The 17,973-nt window shown below is 46.6% G+C and carries 13 protein-coding genes; 11 read left to right on the top strand and 2 right to left on the bottom strand.

The genetic code is table 11. The annotated features are described in order from the left end of the window. The gene (locus H8K55_RS03775; protein WP_186940703.1) at positions 1-759 is read right to left on the bottom strand and encodes a hypothetical protein; all 759 of its coding nucleotides are present in this window, start codon (positions 757-759) and stop codon (positions 1-3) included. 217 nt (positions 760-976) lie between these two features. Between H8K55_RS03775 and H8K55_RS03780 the strand changes: the two genes are divergently transcribed. The 5 genes from H8K55_RS03780 to H8K55_RS03800 all read left to right on the top strand — a co-directional run bounded on the left by H8K55_RS03780 (position 977) and on the right by H8K55_RS03800 (position 10,935). After that, positions 977-1,726, top strand: coding sequence for a GNAT family N-acetyltransferase (locus H8K55_RS03780; RefSeq protein ID WP_186940704.1), 750 nt, complete (start codon positions 977-979; stop codon positions 1,724-1,726). A 164-nt stretch (positions 1,727-1,890) separates the two neighbouring features. Continuing rightward, positions 1,891-3,396, top strand: coding sequence for an aminoacyl-histidine dipeptidase (locus H8K55_RS03785; RefSeq protein WP_186940705.1), 1,506 nt, complete (start codon positions 1,891-1,893; stop codon positions 3,394-3,396). A 155-nt stretch (positions 3,397-3,551) separates the two neighbouring features. Beyond that, entirely contained in the window at positions 3,552-7,388 is a 3,837-nt protein-coding gene (locus H8K55_RS03790; protein ID WP_186940706.1) for a response regulator, read from the top strand. 105 nt (positions 7,389-7,493) lie between these two features. After that, positions 7,494-9,176 (top strand): CheR family methyltransferase, encoded by a 1,683-nt coding sequence (locus H8K55_RS03795; protein ID WP_222612349.1) that lies wholly within the window; start codon positions 7,494-7,496, stop codon positions 9,174-9,176. Then, positions 9,169-10,935: a sensor histidine kinase gene (locus tag H8K55_RS03800; protein ID WP_186940708.1), complete on the top strand. Its 1,767-nt coding sequence runs from the start codon at positions 9,169-9,171 to the stop codon at positions 10,933-10,935. Before H8K55_RS03795 ends, H8K55_RS03800 begins: the two co-directional genes overlap by 8 nt. A 58-nt stretch (positions 10,936-10,993) precedes the next feature. Here H8K55_RS03800 and pdxR read toward each other — a convergent pair whose 3' ends face one another. Further along, positions 10,994-12,466 (bottom strand): MocR-like pyridoxine biosynthesis transcription factor PdxR, encoded by a 1,473-nt coding sequence (gene pdxR / locus H8K55_RS03805; protein WP_186940709.1) that lies wholly within the window; start codon positions 12,464-12,466, stop codon positions 10,994-10,996. Between the two features lie 226 nt (positions 12,467-12,692). Here pdxR and H8K55_RS03810 point away from each other — a divergent pair, with 226 nt between their 5' ends. From H8K55_RS03810 to H8K55_RS03835, 6 genes are all read left to right on the top strand, one after another. After that, positions 12,693-13,349, top strand: a complete 657-nt coding sequence (locus H8K55_RS03810; protein WP_329604996.1) for a pyridoxamine 5'-phosphate oxidase family protein — start codon at positions 12,693-12,695, stop codon at positions 13,347-13,349. A 579-nt stretch (positions 13,350-13,928) separates the two neighbouring features. Then, positions 13,929-14,369 carry a YeeE/YedE family protein gene (locus H8K55_RS03815; RefSeq protein ID WP_186940712.1) on the top strand — a complete coding sequence of 147 codons (441 nt, stop codon included), beginning with the start codon at positions 13,929-13,931 and terminating at the stop codon, positions 14,367-14,369. 38 nt (positions 14,370-14,407) lie between these two features. After that, a complete protein-coding gene (locus tag H8K55_RS03820) occupies positions 14,408-14,845 on the top strand; it encodes a DUF6691 family protein (protein ID WP_186940713.1) in 438 nt (145 codons plus the stop codon). Positions 14,846-15,256: 411 nt separating this feature from the next. After that, positions 15,257-16,762, top strand: a complete 1,506-nt coding sequence (locus H8K55_RS03825) for an aminotransferase class V-fold PLP-dependent enzyme (protein ID WP_186940715.1) — start codon at positions 15,257-15,259, stop codon at positions 16,760-16,762. Positions 16,763-17,075: 313 nt separating this feature from the next. Then, on the top strand, positions 17,076-17,393 hold the full coding sequence (locus H8K55_RS03830; protein ID WP_186940716.1) for a hypothetical protein: 318 nt from the start codon (positions 17,076-17,078) through the stop codon (positions 17,391-17,393). A 12-nt stretch (positions 17,394-17,405) separates the two neighbouring features. Beyond that, the gene (locus tag H8K55_RS03835; RefSeq protein WP_186940717.1) at positions 17,406-17,900 is read left to right on the top strand and encodes a hypothetical protein; all 495 of its coding nucleotides are present in this window, start codon (positions 17,406-17,408) and stop codon (positions 17,898-17,900) included. Positions 17,901-17,973 lie beyond the last annotated feature (73 nt).

The following is a 17,973-nucleotide window of genomic DNA, read 5'->3' on the forward strand; positions in this document are numbered from 1 at the left end:
TTACGCTTTTTGCATTTTCTTTTGCTGCCAGATCCTGATCATGTTGATAGAACGGCCGTAGTGATAATTCATTTGCGCATCTGTATAGCGATGTGCGTCTCCAACTGGGCAAGCGACACGGGCCAAGCAAGTTTTTTCACAAAGCGATGCGCTTTGCTGACGATAATCCAGGCATTTATCAAGATTAAATTGTCCATCGTCCAAGGCCTGCGCAGGACAAGCAGCAATACATACTTTATCGCCGCAACTATTACATGGTGAAACAGTTTCCACCTTGCCAGTCAGCGGCAATTGGGTATTCGCCAACACGGCAACACGATACGCAAACCACGAACCAAAATGTGCGTTGATGCCCACCATAAATGGCGAATGATGATGCCAGCCAGCTTGTTTACCTAAAGATTGCAAACCGATAGTGCGACTACCGGGATACAGAATTTCATAGTCGCACCCCGCCCATTCTGTTTGCAAAAATCGTTGTACGGTCGCAATTGAAAATGCGTCTATCGGATGCTCGTCAGAGTTTCTGTCCATCACAGTGTCGATGTGACGTTCACGATTATTTTCTTGAATCGCTTGCCACATCGTCGTGCCGCCATGCCCTATCAAAATCAGTTGTTTAAAATTATCAGCCTGTGGACATTGTTCCCGCAAATTTTGGCGCAGTTCCGGCGCTAATTGCGCGAGTTCAAACACCGCATGGCAATTTAAACCCGCCTGATTCAAAATCGGCGATGAGATCGATTGATAGGGATTCATGAGTGAGCTTACTTTCATCACATTTTTACAAGAAGAGACTGTTATAGGACTTACGCAAAATTGCGCTAGCTAGAAGCGTCGCCGAAGACAGTACGATTGTACGGCGAGGCGACAGCAACGACGCTAGCGTCTGTTTTGCGTATGTCCTATATTGTAACCAAGCTCTGATTGTCTCTGCTAGACTATCTCCTACCTCACCTCTTCACATCCAAACACGATGACACAGCAACTTGATAATATTTTTTGGTACAGCTTATCTGGCGCCCAAGCTTGCTTTGCTGCTGGCAAAGGTAATGCGCGTCGATATGCCAAGGGTTTCTCACCAATACTAGGATTTGCCGATGCACAAAATCCAGACTTTAGCTTGTTAGAAAATGATTGTGAGCCTGACGAACATTTTTACGTCGGAGGTTGGACGGGCACTGTACCAAATGGTTGGCATGTCACTGCGGAGAGCAGCATGTATCGTATGGTATGGGATGGTGTGATGCCTGCGGAGGACGACACTTTTCAAGCAAGACGATTACTGCCAGCCGATGCGGAACAGGCGGTCGCCTTGGCACGCTTGGCCAATCCCGGCCCCTTTGGACTGCGTACGATAGAACTGGGAGAATATTTGGCGTGCTTCGTCGTTGAAAATTCAGGCGAACATTCAGGCAACCTTTCGGGAAACCATGCCAGTGAACGTCTGATAGCAATGGCAGGCGAACGGAGTTTCGCACCTCCCTATCGCGAAGTGAGTGGCGTTTGTACTCATCCTGATTTTCAAGGTCAGGGCTTAGCCAAACGCTTGATGCACAAAATTATTCGTCGCCAATTATTAGCGAACGAAATCCCTTTCTTACACGTGATGAGCAGCAATACAGCGGCACATGAATTGTATCTACGTATGGGGTTTCGGGATTATTGCGAAACCCCAGTGCGCGTGGTTTCTCGCGTACACAGTAACTCGGTAGCAACTCAATAGTCAGGCAATAGCAACTTAGCTTAACGCTTGATCAACTCTGCCCCAGAAACAATCCTCAGGCAGGGCAAAAAGTACAGTGAGGGAAATTCAAGCATGCGCTATGGTAAACTGCTGCCCTCAGAAATTAATCGACGCTAAGCGTCAGCGCCATGACAAATCCAAGCATGAGTACAAGTAAAAGCATAAATACAAGCACAAATACAGCGCCGCAATCAGGCAGTATCAGCCAATTATTTCCCCAAGCTTTATGGCAATGGTTTGAACAAATCTGCGCGATTCCACATCCATCCAAACATGAAGCCGCCCTCAGCGCACATATCCAGCAATGGGCGAAAGCGCAAGGCTTGCCAGTATTGGTCGACGAAACCGGCAATCTGATTATTCGCAAACTCGCTACAGCAGGCATGGAAGACCGCAAGACAGTCGTGATTCAGGCGCATCTCGATATGGTGCCGCAAAAAAATGCTGATAAGGTTCACGACTTTCTGACCGACCCGATTGAGCCTTGGATTGATGGCGAATGGGTAAAGGCACGCGGTACGACTTTGGGCTCGGATAATGGCATAGGCATGTCATCAGCATTGGCGATTTTAGGCGCATCCGATATCAAGCACGGCCCATTGGAAGTGCTGTTGACGGTTGATGAAGAAGCTGGCATGTCTGGTGCGTTTGGTTTAAAAGCCGGTGTGTTGGAAGCAGATATTTTGATCAACACCGATTCAGAACAAGAAGGCGAAATCTACATGGGTTGCGCTGGCGGGGTCGACGCTAAAATACATCTGCCAACACAATGGCAAGAAGCGCAGCCAGATCATCTTGCTTACACGCTGAGTATCAGTGGTTTAAAAGGCGGCCACTCGGGTGTCAATATCCACCTCGGTCGCGGCAATGCGAATAAATTATTGGCACGTTTTTTTGCTGGCCATGCACTTGAATTAGGACTCTCCATCAGTCATATTCAAGGTGGCTCGTTGCGCAATGCGATTCCGCGTGAAGCAAATTGTAGTTTTACTGTGCCAGTAGAAAAACTCGACTTATTGCAGCAGCGTGTCTTGCAATATCAAGACATGATAACAACAGAACTCGCGGCAACGGAGCCAAGTTTAAAGCTTATGTTAAGTGACTGCAGCGCGCCCGAACGTGTTTTGCAACACACGACGCAACAGCAATTGATCAACCTGATTAATACCTGCCCCAATGGCGTGATGCGTATGAGTGATGAAGTCGCTGGCGTGGTTGAAAGCTCCCTGAATGTCGGTGTGATCAGTACGACAGAAGACAGCATACACATCATCTGCATGGTGCGTTCACTCATCGACAGTGGTCGTTCTTACATAGAAAGCCAGTTGCAATCTTTGTGCGACTTAGCGGGTGCCAGTGTGCAATTCGAAGGATGTTATCCGGGTTGGAAACCAGATAATAATTCTGCCGTGATGGCCATCGTCAAATCGACTTACGAAAATATTTACCACCGCGAACCAGAAATTATGGTGATCCATGCGGGCCTGGAATGTGGGCTGTTTAAAAAACCCTACCCACATCTCGATATGGTATCAATTGGTCCTACGATACGTTTTCCACATGGTCCAGATGAGATGGTGAATATCCAAACTGTTGGCCAATACTGGACGCTCTTATTGGCAGTATTAGAAGGCATTCCTCGCAAGTAAATTAGACATCATTGGCAGATATCATTGCAGACATCAACTTGCGTTTAAAAACGCAAGACGTGAAGGATTCTCCTGCAAACAACAATCCGTAGCGAATTCTCATGCTCGCATCGTAGTTCTGGCTAAAATAGGCAGTTCTACGATGGGAGAATAAGATGACTGTCGCACGAAGAATGATGGTGTTAACCGGAGTAATCGTCTTAGGCATTATGATCGTCACCGGTAGTCTGTTGTACATGCTAGAACGCGTCTATAACAGTGCCAACGCCGGCAATACCAATGTCGTCCCCAGCCTGGTCATTTTGGACGAAATGCGCGAAGGCATTTTGCAAACTCGGATACAACTCCGTAGCCACGTTTTAAACAATGATCCGGCTGCCATGTATGAAATCGAGAGAAAACTTGATTTCTATCAAAAACAAACCGAACAACAATTAAAAGCCTACGAGTTTAACGGCTGTGGTGGCGTGTCTTGCTTTGTTGATGAGACCGACGCCAATTACATCAGACAAATTAAGCTAGTCTGGGATCAGTATCAAGCCACACTACAACCCATCATCGCGGAATCTCGCCGGGGTGCTGCTGGCACAGAAAAATCGCGTGCACTGATCGCCGAAATCAAAACCAGCGAGTTGGAAAAGAAAATCTCAGCTCTGATTGACGAACATATTCTCTACAACATTGACCTCGCCCGCAAAAACTCGGATGGATCAGCACTAACAAAAACAAATGCTTTTATCATCTCTAGCATACTAGGATTCATATTAATCATCAGCGTACTCATCCTTGGCAATATGACTCGCCGCTCTATCCTCAAAATTTTGGGTGGCGAACCGGCGGTCGCAAATAATATTGTGAAGCGAATTGCAGATGGCAATTTGCATTCCACCCAAGACTTGCAAGACGCAGCGCCGGGTAGCCTACTCGCGAGCGTAAAAAAAATGGCTGGCAATCTGGAGGCATTGGCATCTCAAGCAGATACCGTCGGGCGTGGCGATTTATCCGTCGAAGTCCATGCACGTTCCGAACATGATCGTTTAGGCCATGCGTTCAAGAACATGGTGAATTTATTGCGGATCGCCAGTCAAGAAGATCAACAACGCAATTGGCTGAAAGACGGTATCAACCAACTTAATCAACAATTAACTGGTGACCTGAGCTCTCAGCAAATGGTAGATATCGCGATTTCCACACTCGGTCGTTATCTCGGAGCCGGACGAGGTGTACTGTACATCTGGCGGTCACATGAAGAAAAATTAGATTTACTGGGCAGCTATATGTATTCCGAGCGCAGCGAGTCTTGTCATCTGCCCGGTCATCAGCCCGGCAATCAGTCCAATAAGCAGTTTCAATTAGGCGAAGGCGCAGTCGGCCAGGTGGCACGTGAACGCAAGCCGATTATTTTAACGACGATCAATCAGGATGGCGCGCCTATCGTCACAGGTACCAGCAGCGTTCAGCCCTTATTCACTTATACCTACCCTTTGCTACGTGAAGATACCTTATTAGGCGTCATAGAACTAGCCAGCGTCGATCCTTATGATGAAGTGCAATTGAGTTTTTTAGGGAGTGCGGTAGAAACAATTGCGTCTTTCTTATATGTCGCGGAACAACAAAACAATATCCGCGAATTGCTGGGTGTCGCCGAGAAAGCAGAACTGGAAGCAAGAACACAAAGCGAATATCTGCAGCAAGCAAATAGCCAAATGGAAGAACAACAGCAACAGTTGCAACAACAAAGTGAAGAGCTGCGTCAGACCAATGCGCAAATGCAAGAACAACAGCGTCTGCTAGAACAAAATAACGAATCTTTGCGCACCGCGCAGGCAGAAACAGCTGCAAAAGCCAAGCAATTAGAGCAAGCAGGACAATACAAATCCGAATTCTTGGCGAATATGTCGCACGAACTACGCACGCCACTCAATGCCATCATTTTGTTATCCAAGATGATGATGAAGAATGCCGATGGCACCTTGATCGAAGAAGACGTTAAGCGTGCTGAAGTCATCCATCGCTCTGGCCGGGATTTATTAGGCTTGATCAATGATGTATTGGACTTATCCAAAATTGAAGCAGGCAGGATGGATCTGAGTTTTAGTGCGATCGGCAGCGCCGACTTTCTCCAAAACTTGAGCGATACGTTTACTCCTCTATCACAAGAGCGTGGAGTGGCTTTCGTCATTGATGATCAATTCAATGACGAGATCGTTACGGATCAAGATAAGTTGGCACAAATACTGCGCAACTTGTTGTCGAACGCATTTAAATTCACCAAAAAAGGTCAGGTCAAACTATCGCTAAGTTACCGTGAACAAGACCCTCTCCCCCTACACATTGAAGTAAGCGATAGCGGCATTGGCATCCCGGCAGATCGTCAAGAAGCCATCTTTGAAGCCTTCCGCCAAGCAGATGGTTCTACCTCACGGGAATTCGGGGGCACTGGTCTAGGTTTAACAATCAGCTTGCGGATCGCGCAATTGCTAGGCGGCACGATCAAATTACATAGTATCGCCGGTCACGGCAGTACCTTTAGTCTGTGTTTGCCGCGCGTGCCTGAGTCATTACCACTGCCAACAGCGGCAGCGACTTCAACTTCGACAACAATGCAATTAGCCCACCGCGCAGGTGCATTGAGCTCAGCCGGGTCCCAATCGACTTCCACACCAGCGATTCAAAGCGACGACCCGAATGCCCAGCTAGCTGCCAGTGCTGACGATAGAAATAACTTACAGCTCGGCGACAAAGTTATTCTGTTAATTGATGATGACTATGATTTTGGCCTCGCCGTCATTACCATCAACCGGCGTCAGCACTACAAAACTCTACTCGCGACCAACGGTGCAGACGGCCTCGTACTGGCCAAAAAATATCGCCCTACTGGCATCTTGCTCGACTTGGGTTTGCCCGACATGCATGGCATTGATCTATTACATGAATTTAAGACTACACAAGAACTTGCCGCGATTCCGGTTTATATCGTTTCTGCAAGTGATCGCACAGAAATTCACGAACAGCGTGACATTGTAGGTTACTTACAAAAACCGGTTAATCGCGAACAACTCGTTGAAGCTGAAAAAAATCTTTTGGCCGCCGTGCTGGAGCAAAGACTGGAGCAAAGAAGTGATGCCATTTTAGTGTTAGCGAATGGGGGAATATGCGCCAACGAAATCCAACAACTATTTGCACAAGCGCACAAAACCAGCAGCACTAAAATGCGCGATTGGACAAATACACCGATGATCGACGATAAGGGTGACAGTTTAAATGCAGTGTTAGCAGAAGATGCGTGGTCACTTTGCATTATTGACCTGACGAACCGAAGCATAGACCAGGGTATCTCACTGGCCAAGCAAGTACAGAACTCTCATCCTAAACTCGCTTTGCTATTTTTTTCCAGTGCATCCTTAATCGAAGAAGATGAATTGCGCTTACGCCCCTATACCGATAGCATCATCGTCAAAGCACCGCGCTCTCCGGAACGTCTGCTGGACAATATTGAACGTTTCTTAAGCAATATTAAGCAGACACAAAGCAAACTTCATGCGACAGGCAAAGTACATGAGCTACAAAAAATAAACGGCGGCCAACAAAAGTCACTGGAAAAAATACACATTTTGGTCGTCGATGACGATCTCCGCAATTTATTTGTGATCACACAAGCATTGGAACAAAATGGCGCAAAAGTAGATACTGCGGTCAATGGTCGTCAGGCTTTAGAAATGCTAGAAAAGAATCCCGTCGATTTAGTCTTTATGGACATCATGATGCCGGAAATGGACGGTTTCAAGACCATTGAAGCGGTACGGGCAACGCCACATATCGCGCATACTCGCATCGTGGCGCTAACGGCCAAAGCGATGTTACAAGATAGACAGAAAATCATTGAAGTCGGAGCCAATGATTATTTGTCGAAACCTGTTGACTATGACGACTTAATTCGCGTCGCCATACAATGGAGCAGTACCGGTTCATCCACATTGACGAGCCCATAGGGGATCATCATCAACATCACCTTACGTCACATCGGCACCCGGCTTCATATTGGCGTGCTTGGTAATTTAAGCTCTGCTGCTGAGCAAGCGGAGCTCATTACTCTTTTGAGCAATATCAAAAGTGGCGAAGCCTTACAAATTGAATTTTATGATGCGGATACGCTACCAAACGACATCATATCGATGCTGGCACTGTGCTTGGAACGGTCGATCGCTCTCAAAATTATCAGCTACCGCGGCTTGCTCAGTCACAGCTTGATGCGGCTTGGCTTCACCGTCAACCAAGTCCAGACCAAACATCATCACGCCAGCTTACATACTTGCCGCGCGATTGCCATAGGCGGCTCTGCGAATAGTCTAGACAAGATTCTGCATATTATTGAACATCTTCCACCGTCTCCCATGGTGATATTTATCGCCCAACATGTAGCGGAAGACGAAATCAATTTACTCGATCAGTTATTACGTGTGCGGACCGACTATCAAGTTTGCATGCCACAGCATATGTGCGCCATCGTTCCCGGCACAATTTATGTCGCGCCGCCAGCACATCACATGAAAATCGCACACGGCTATGTCTATCTGACACGAGATCAAAAAATCCGCTTCGCACGACCGTCGCTCGACGTCTTGTTTGAATCTGTGGCGCAAGAATATGGCCAACATTGCCTCGCGATTTTGCTATGCGGTTTTGGAGATGATGGAGTTGCGGGCTGCCTTACAGTCAAAACAAAAGACGCATGCGTCATTATTGAAAACCCCAGTGAATGCGGAATAGCAAATGTCTTGCCTGAAACCGCGCAAAAGACTGACAACTTCGATCATATCTTCAAACATCACGCAATTACTAGCTTAGTTGCAAGCTTAGTTTCTAGCTTGGCTGCAAGCCCAGTGAATAGCTCGGCTGCAGGCCCAGTCACCTCCCCCACAGCTTTAGAACCCACTCAAGCCCTAGAACAAGGTATCAATCGCGAGCTCATCGATTTATTTTTAGAAGCCCTGTGGGATGAATATGGCTACGACCTACGCGGCTATCAACGCGACAGTTTAGAACGTCGGCTGCTCAATCTCATGCATCGATTTCATTTGCCGCATTTCTGTGATTTTCAACGCGCCATCTTCTCTGACTTTGCCCAATTCATGCGCCTGGTTGCCGAAATTTCCGTTGGCGTGACCGAATTTTTCCGACACCCAGAACAACTTAAAATCATACGAGAACAGGCGCTACCTTATCTGCAAAGCTTCCCCGTCATCAAGATCTGGTCGGCTGGTTGTGCGACTGGCGAAGAAGCCTATTCCATCGCTATCTTATTAGAAGAATTAGGATTAAGTTCAAAAAGCCGGCTGTTTGCTACCGATATCAACCACTACTTTTTAGAGCTTGCGAAAGCCGGATTATATTCACTCACGGCACTCGAATCGGCACAGAAAAATTATCACCTCAGTGGCGGCCAACATCACTTTGAGCAATTCGTCGACAACAAAAAACGCTACCTGCAGATGCGCTCAGACTTATGTGAAGTTCCTTTGTTCTATCCGCATTCTTTAGTCAACGGCGGCATCTTTAATGAATTTCAAATGATCATCTGTCGCAATGTCCTGATCTATTTTGACGCCGCCATGCAAGCAAAAATTTTGCAACAATTCGCACGATCTCTGCATCGTGATGGCTTACTTGTCTTAGGTCCACAAGATGGCCTTCGACATGTCGCATTAGAAAATGGATTTACCCCCTACAGAGATAGCATCGATATCTATCGCCTTCAAAAAGGAGCATTACATGAGTGAAAAATTTCTGATCCTGACGGTCGACGATAATCCGAATAATTTATTTGTACTCAATGCCCTGCTGTCTGGATTACCCAATGTCGAATTAGTCGAGGCGGCATCGGGTGAAGCCGCATTGTCTATCTGCGTCACTCGCGATGTACACCTCATTTTGCTCGATGTGCAAATGCCCGTGATGGACGGCTACGAAACCGCACAACATCTGCAAATGATAGAGAAAACGCGCAACATTCCTATCGTGTTTATCACGGCGGTATTTAAGAATGAGGCCTTTATCCAACGCGGCTACGCGGTCGGTGCGGTCGATTATCTGACTAAGCCAATCGACGACTGCATGCTACTCAATCGAGTCAGGCACTATCAACACTTACGCAAGCGCGAATTGGAATTGAAAGAGAAAACCATCTCTCTGGAAAAAACCACCAAACTACTAGAACAAGCGCAATCTTTATTGGTCGGCAAAGTACGAAAAAGTACGGCAGACCTGCAAACCTTGCTCGACGCCGCATTGGAATTTACCATCGTATCGACAGACACTGCAGGCAATATCACGACCTTCAACCACGGCGCCGAACTTATGCTGGGCTACAAAGCCAATGAAGTCTTGGGTAAATCACCGACGATTTGGCATCTAGAAGAAGAAGTGGCGGCACACGCGATTGATCTTAGTGAGTTTTTATGTCGCCCGATTGAAGGCTTTGAAACCTTTGTGGCGGTTGCTCGCTTAAATGGCTCTAGCGTAAGCAATTGGACTTTTGTGCGCAAAGACGGAACGCGCTTTTTGGTTTCTCTGGTAGTGAGTTTAGTCCTGGATGAAAATGGAGAACATGTAGGCTTTTTAGGCATCGCGCGCGATATCAGTGCACAAGTCGAGGCAGAATCCAATTTATTAAAACTCAATCAGCAGTTGGATCAACGAGTAAAAGAGCGCACTGAGCAGCTACAAAATGCCCTCGACCATCTGCAACAAACGCAAAACAAATTGGTGGAGTCAGAAAAGCTGGCGGCCTTGGGTGTCATCGTAGCCGCCGTTGCGCACGAATTGAATACACCGATAGGCAATTGCATTACCGCCGTATCGACCCAGGCAGATCTATCATTGGCATTTGAAGAAAAACTCGATAGCAAAGCGCCACTGCGGCGTAGTGAATTGTCAGGCTTCGTTACTTCAACGCGTTTAGCGATAGAAATTATTGAACGCGGCCTGCGGCGAGCATCAGAATTGGTGAATGGTTTTAAGCAAATTGCGGCCTTACATTCCGGCTTGGAAAAGCATCAATTTAATTTATCCAACACGCTTCATCATATCCTTGCTGATATCAAAGCCCACGTAGAGAGCAACGGTTATCAAATCGAGTTAGACGTTCCGGCCTCTATTCACATGCACAGTTATCCCGATGCACTTGGTCAAATTATCCGAATCCTAATCAGCAACTCCACCGTGCATGGATACGAGGGAAAAGCACAAGGTTTGATACAAATTAAGGCAGAAATCAAGAATGAACAGGTAGAGTTAGTGTATCGAGATTTTGGTAAAGGCCTAAGCGAAGAGGTGCGCAAACATATTTTCGATCCTTTCTTTACGACGCGACTTGGGCAAGGCACGAACGGACTCGGCATGACGACTTGCTACAATCTGGTCACGGGTCCACTGCAAGGAATTATTGATCTCGACAGTAGCGAAGGCAAAGGTGTTTGTTTTACCTTGCTACTGCCGGTTGATGCTCATTGTGAAAGTGGATCTGGCGTGACCTCATAAGCAACTTAGACTAAGAAAATTAGACTAAGCAAATTAAGTTAAGTAAATTTAAGTTCGGCTAAACAGATTTGGCGTGCAGCCGTATGCTGATTTGTAATTGTTCGACCAATGCGGGCATCAACTCAGCAGGCACCTGTGCATAACCCAACATCAAGCCGCACCACGCGTGGCGTCGACGTCCGACACTATGCTTGCTCAACGCCGGTGCGACCACTCCCAATGTCAAGGCATGCTGACTGATCGCCACATCATCCCAACTCGTATCGTGAAAACAGAGTGACAAATGCATACCCGCACTATCGCCTTGCACGGTCGCCACATCGCTTAGTTGCGCCTGCAATAGACTGACCAATACATCGCGCCTCTGTCTATAAAGCCGACGCATGCGACGTAAGTGCGTCAAAAAGTGACCATCGCGAATAAACTTCGCCAGACAAATCTGATCAGCGGAGCGTCCACGCAAGGAGGTTTTTTCGACTAATCCGCGCATGGTTTGTACTAAATTTTTCGGCACTACCAGATACGCAATGCGCAAAGCCGGAAACATCGTCTTACTAAATGTTCCTAAATAAATGACCGGCGCATCCGGTACTAAACCTTGCATCGCAATCAATGGCGGGCCATCATGCCTAAACTCGCTATCGTAGTCATCTTCGATGATTAAGGCGCCGTGCAAGCGTGCCTGCTGTATCAATTCCAGACGCCGGTTCAGACTCAAAACCTGTCCGGTTGGATATTGATGAGACGGTGTGACATACACAAACTTAGGGCGATAGGCGTGCCAATCTTGCATCGTTGGCGCAATGCCATCACCATCGACTGCAATTCCTATGAGCTTCAATTGTGCCGATTGAAAGGCAATTTGCGCACCGACATAACCAGGATTCTCCATCCATACTTTGTCACCAGCATCTGCCAATGCATGTGCGCATAGGTCCAAACTACTTTGCGTACCGTCAGTAACAATCACTTGCTCGGCATCACAAGTGACGCCACGTGAAGCACGCAAATATTCAGCAATGGCAGCACGCAAATCTGGCTCACCTGCAGCATCCGCATAGCCTAGTTGTGCCACATTCAGACGACGCCAACTGGCATCCAGAGACTTACGCCATAGATTTTTGGGGAAATCCGCGAGCGATGGCACTCCCGGTGCAAATCCAGTCGTTAAATCAGCGGCAACCGGCAAAGGCATCACGCGTCCCGCACGGCGAGATAAGCCAAGATCGGCACGATCAGTCACACTCGCAGTCTGTAGCTGCTGTGCCACTTGCGCGATAGAATTAACGATGCTGCCGCGTCTGTCGCTACTGACAAAACCTTCACTCAGCAATTGTTCGTAAGCGTACACAACGGTATTGCGGGCAATTCCTAGCTCTTGCGCCAACACCCGACTCGCTAACAAGCGACTACCGGGCGCCAGCGCGCCTTCTTGTATCGCATTACGTAGCGCTGCGTGCAATTTTCTCTGCGCCGATAATTTGCCGTGATTGTCTGGCGAGAATTGTTTTATCAAAAGCGCATAATCCATTTCTGTAGTCCTAAATAATTATTCCAGTTTGGATCTTGTTGGGGAACCATGCGGACATTATAGTGCGACCTGGCTTGAGCACCTAACGATATGCATGTTGAGTGACAGGCAATCGCACTCACTCATTTTTACGAATTTTTACGAATTTCTACCCATAGAAACCAGCACCATGACATCTGACGCTACCACTACAACAGCAACTGCGACTGCAACTACCTCTGCCAATATCAGCAGTGACAAAAAGACAGCACCGAGCGAGCGCACGCAAGTTCGCCGGATCGCCGAAAACGCCGATTACGAGCAAGCAACTTTGTACGCAATCATTGACGATGCCTATTTGTGCCACGTCGCTTTTGCAGATGACAAAGGTAGCCACTGCATCCCTACCGCATGTTGGCGTGAGGAAAATTATTTATATATCCATGCAGCCAACCCAAGCCGTCTGGCAAAGGTTTTGCTGCAAGCGACTCCTGCTTGTGTAGCCATCACGCATTTAGACGGATTGGTGTTAGCGCGTGCCGCCTTCAATCACTCGATGAACTATCGTTCTGCCATGATTTACGGGGTATTTGAACGGGTAGAAGGCGAACACAAGGAAGCTTCGATGGAGGCCTTCATGGATAAAATTGCGGCGGGCCGCCAACAGCAAGCACGCCCAGGCAATCGCGCAGAATTAGCAGGCACCACGGTCATGCGTATCGCTTTGAACGAAGCTGCCTGCAAAATGCGCAGTGGCGGCCCGAATGACGATGAGGAAGATATGGCATTGCCAGTCTGGGCCGGCGTCTTACCATTTGCCCGTCAGCCCTTGCCCCCTATCGCGCATGAAGCGAATATTCAGGATGCACCGGATTATGTGCGTGACTGGTGTCAAACTAAGTAAATTCATAGCAGGCTTAACCTGCGATTAGGTATCAATCCAAAAGTACGAGTTTCAAACTTAGAAGTTTCAAACCCTGCAGTTTCAAACCCATCAGTTTCAAACCCAAGTTTCTAAAATCTTTCTATCCACTTCAATTCCAGCACAAGTTTTGCTGGAATTGAATCCCACCAAGCACTCTTCCAACGGGCTTTCAGCCCATTCAGCCAGGTCAAACCCGCGAAGCACACGAATACGGTGTAGTGACTTTCCCCCTATAATTATTTTGAGTTTTGACAAAAAGCAGACACAGAACCCAGCCTGCCAGATCTATCAACAGGTAACAGCTCGACGAATAGCTTCTCATTAAGGGCTGTCAAAAATACCGTGATCTGGATTTGATTTTATTTTTGACTGATTTTTTCTCAAATTTCTCACAGTTTTTTTCTCGATTTTTTTCAGATCTTTATTCGGCTATTTTTTTGCGCCGAACAAAATCACATTTGAGCATGTGTCGAGTAGGTGTCCAGAATGCGTCCAGTATGTGTCCAGTTCGTGTTCATAATGGACAAACTTTTTTTACCTGTTTTTTTAGGATCAAGAATGTCTATCGCTTGGGAACAATTTACACCGTACACAGCAATTGTCGGTGGCCTATTAATTGGTTTTGCTTCAGTTTTGTTATTCGCTGGGATAGGACGAATTGCTGGCGTGACTGGCATCTTAGCTGGCGCTTTCAATGGCCTATTTCAAACAAAAAAATATGACTCGTGGTGGCGCTTGGTTTTCTTATTGGGGATGCTCATCAGCCCATTACTGTATTCGGTTTTCGCACCTTTACCAGAGATTAATATTCAAGCGGATTGGCCGGCACTTTTGGTGGCAGGATTGATCGTAGGATTTGGCACGCGTCTTGGTTCTGGTTGCACTAGCGGGCATGGCGTATGTGGTATTTCACGCCTATCACCACGCTCCATCATCGCCACCTTAGCCTTTATGGGCGCGGGTTTCCTCACGACTTACCTGATTCGTCACGTGATTTAGTAATACAAAATTCGATTCAATAAAAAGAGAAATTAGCAATGATCATCAGAGTTTTTATCGCCGCATGCAGTGGCATTATTTTTGGCCTCGGTTTGTTAATCGCAGGCATGGCAAACCCCGCTAAAGTTAGTGCATTTCTGGACCTCGCTGGCGGCTGGGATCCCTCCCTTGCGTTGGTAATGGCATCAGCAATTGGCTTGGCGATTTTGCCGTTCACGCTATTGAAAAAGAAGAGCTTATCGTGGTCTGGTGCAAGTCTGAGTTTTCCGAAAAAAACGCAAATCGACTGGCGTCTAATCAGCGGTAGTTTATTGTTTGGCGTCGGCTGGGGTATCGCTGGAATTTGCCCCGGCCCTGCGATTATTTTACTCGGTGCGGGGCTCGCCAAAGGTGCTGCTTTTGTCGTGATGATGTGTATAGGAATGTGGTTGGCGGATCGATTTAATGGCGCGACAGTTATCACGGAAGATGATTAAATTGGCTTCGTGAATGACAACACTACGGCAACACGATGGCAGCAATTTCGTTCGACGCTCGAAATTATTTCAATCTAATTTCAAACTTATTTCAAACCTAGTTTCAAACTTAGTTTCAACCCTAAGCACGTATTTAATTTATTAACTTCGCGCAAACTCAGTACTGATTTTTTATAAAGTTTGCGCCAAAACGAAGCTGCCTACCATTTGAAAATGCCCCGCACATTTTTATCAAAAAATGTGATTCGGGGCTTTTTTGTATCCATTTAGTCAACTTAACTGCGCTTTTCATTAAAATTCAACAGACTTTCTCGTAATTTGTAAATTCCCTGTACGTATAAGCTTATGTTAACATCGCTGCTTTCTTTATCGCTTTTTTCTTTATCGCTTTTCCAGACGAGAAACACCGCAATGAATAATGCAACAACATCAAGTCCATCGCAGCCGGTCAGTGCTTTAGAACAACACTTCGCGCCGTTCAGAACACAAATTATTGGTGTTGATCAGCAATTCGAATCGCCTTACGGAATCAAAAATATCGTCTATACGGATTGGACAGCGAGTGGTCGTTTGTATCGTCCGATCGAAGAAAAATTGATGAATGCTTTCGGCCCTTTTGTGGCGAACACACATACCGAAACCACAATTTCCGGTACGGCAATGACGATGGCCTATCATGAAGCCAAGCACATTATCAAAAAGCATGTGAATGCGAACGAGAATGACGTATTGATCAACGATGGCACGGGCATGACCGGCGTCGTGAATAAATTCCAGCGCATTTTGGGATTTAAGATTCCTGAATCTTTGAAGGACTATTTCTCGCTACCGCAAGAAAAACGCCCTATCGTTTTCATTTCGCACATGGAGCATCATTCAAATCAAACTTCATGGCTAGAAACCATCGCCGACGTTGAAGTGATTCCTGCTGATGAACAAGGTTTGTTTTGCATACAAAACCTGCAAGCCCTGCTGCTCAAATATCAAGATCGTCCGATCAAGATCGCGTCCATCACTTCCTGTTCAAATGTGACAGGCATTAAGACACCGTATTACGAAGTCGCGAAACTCATGCATCAACAGAATGGCTTGTGCTTTGTTGACTTCGCCTGCTCTGGCCCCTATGTCGAAATTGACATGCATCCTGCTGATCCGGAAAGCTATTTGGATGCGATTTTCTTTTCACCGCACAAATTCTTGGGTGGTCCTGGTACATCCGGTGTTTTAGTTTTCAACAAAAAACTCTATCGCAATATGGTGCCCGATTGTCCAGGTGGTGGTACAGTCACCTGGACTAATCCCTGGGGCGAGCATCAATACATCGACAATATCGAAAGTCGTGAAGACGGCGGCACACCTGGCTTTTTGCAAGTAATCAAGACTGCGCTGGCGATACAATTAAAAGAAAAAATGGGTGTTGCGAATATTCTAGCGCGTGAAAAAGAATTGACGGATTATGTGTTTGCGGAATTGGGTAAAGTACCAAACCTGAGCATACTCGCGCCACAACATCAGAATCGTTTAGGTGTGATCTCTTTCTTTATTCATGATTTGCATTTCAATTTAGGTGTGAAATTATTGAATGATCGCTTTGGTATTCAAACTCGCGGCGGCTGTAGCTGCGCGGGCACTTATGGACATTACTTGCTGAATGTCGATCAAGAAACTTCGCACAAACTGACCGATCAAATCAGTTCTGGCGACCTCACCAGTAAGCCAGGCTGGATACGGATGTCTATCCACCCGACGACAACTTCAGCCGAAATCGCTTTCGTGTGCGACAGCATCAAACAATTAGCCGCGCATCATCAAGAATGGGCAGATGCTTATCGCTATGATTGCAGTAGCAATGAGTTTATTCACAAAGAAGCTAAGCCCATTGAAGCAAATATGGTTGCGAATTGGTTTGCGACTTGAGGTGACACTTTAGTCGGCACTTTGGACGACACCTAAGGCAACACTCAAGGAAAATTAATTAAGCTAGTCATTTAGCCATCGGCTTCTTTTTGACACAAAAGACCGATGGCCAATTCTTTGGGCTGCACTAGCAGTCCGTAATCTCCCCAAATTCCAAAATTCCCAGTTTCGCGTATACTGTCAATTCTCTTCGTAGTTCATGCAAATATACCGATTGCGCTGACGCAATCAGCACAGTCAGCACAATCAGCGCAGCCACTCGAACTATTTGGCAAATAAGCCAAATCTTCTCTCATCTCTATCAAGGAACACCATGTCACAAGTACTCTCCTGGGCCGATATTTCGACCACTGCCATCTCTGAAATCGGCGTACGCCAACAACACAAGCCTGCCGATAATTTCAAGTTTTACAGCAATACCTATGATGCCAATCAGTCTATCGACATCAAGGCGTCGCATGGATTTCGTCTGTATGTTTTGGCTGGAAGCTGTTCATTAACTGTTAATGGACAGGCGCTTGATCTGGATGCAGAACAATTTATTCAGTTAAAAGATGGTGTCTATACCTGCAATACCGGTAGCGAAGGCGTGAGCATCATTAAAGTATTTAATGCTAAAACTAAGAATTAAGCGATCACTTGCATGAGCGATACTGAAATGCAGGAAGATGCAGAATTAATTCAAGAAGCGCGTGTATGGCAAGCTGAGGGCTGGACTGCGCGCGTCATCAAGAATGATGACGATGACGGTTGGGCGGTGGCCATGTACAAAGATGGTGAAGCTGAACCGGCCTTAGTTGGCCCATGGACTATGGGGCGCGATAAGAAAAATCCCAAACCTCTGGACCACAATGCATTTAATACTTTGGTCAAGACCGCAACTGAATTTGTACGTAGACATGAGCAACAATTGCATGCAAGTCTGAATAAAAATCTGATCCTCAGTCACGAAGACACTGACTACAAAATCTGTTTGCAGATCATTCCCGATGAAGAAGGTGCGAGCGCATTCTTAAGTGCCTACAATATGTTCGATGAGCAGATCGCTAAAGTCAAAGTACGTCCTGATTTCAAACTCACTCAGGCTTCTGCATTGAGTTGGATACAAAAAGACTTTGCCCGACTGAGTTCTGATTGAGTTCTGATTGAGTTCTGACTGAGTTTTAAATAAGCAAAAAAAGAACGCGCGATCAAGATACAGTCTGCCTCAA

It is taken from the genome of Affinundibacterium flavidum (assembly GCF_014284175.1).
GTDB classification, from domain to species: domain Bacteria; phylum Pseudomonadota; class Gammaproteobacteria; order Burkholderiales; family Burkholderiaceae_D; genus Undibacterium; species Undibacterium flavidum.

Coding starts and splice junctions, on each gene's coding strand:
- H8K55_RS03775 (WP_186940703.1), bottom strand. CDS start 759: ATGAATCCCTATCAATCGATCTCATCGCCGATTTTGAATCAGGCGGGT.
- H8K55_RS03780 (WP_186940704.1), top strand. CDS start 977: ATGACACAGCAACTTGATAATATTTTTTGGTACAGCTTATCTGGCGCC.
- H8K55_RS03785 (WP_186940705.1), top strand. CDS start 1,891: ATGAGTACAAGTAAAAGCATAAATACAAGCACAAATACAGCGCCGCAA.
- H8K55_RS03790 (WP_186940706.1), top strand. CDS start 3,552: ATGACTGTCGCACGAAGAATGATGGTGTTAACCGGAGTAATCGTCTTA.
- H8K55_RS03800 (WP_186940708.1), top strand. CDS start 9,169: ATGAGTGAAAAATTTCTGATCCTGACGGTCGACGATAATCCGAATAAT.
- pdxR (WP_186940709.1), bottom strand. CDS start 12,466: ATGGATTATGCGCTTTTGATAAAACAATTCTCGCCAGACAATCACGGC.
- H8K55_RS03815 (WP_186940712.1), top strand. CDS start 13,929: ATGTCTATCGCTTGGGAACAATTTACACCGTACACAGCAATTGTCGGT.
- H8K55_RS03820 (WP_186940713.1), top strand. CDS start 14,408: ATGATCATCAGAGTTTTTATCGCCGCATGCAGTGGCATTATTTTTGGC.
- H8K55_RS03825 (WP_186940715.1), top strand. CDS start 15,257: ATGAATAATGCAACAACATCAAGTCCATCGCAGCCGGTCAGTGCTTTA.
- H8K55_RS03830 (WP_186940716.1), top strand. CDS start 17,076: ATGTCACAAGTACTCTCCTGGGCCGATATTTCGACCACTGCCATCTCT.
- H8K55_RS03835 (WP_186940717.1), top strand. CDS start 17,406: ATGAGCGATACTGAAATGCAGGAAGATGCAGAATTAATTCAAGAAGCG.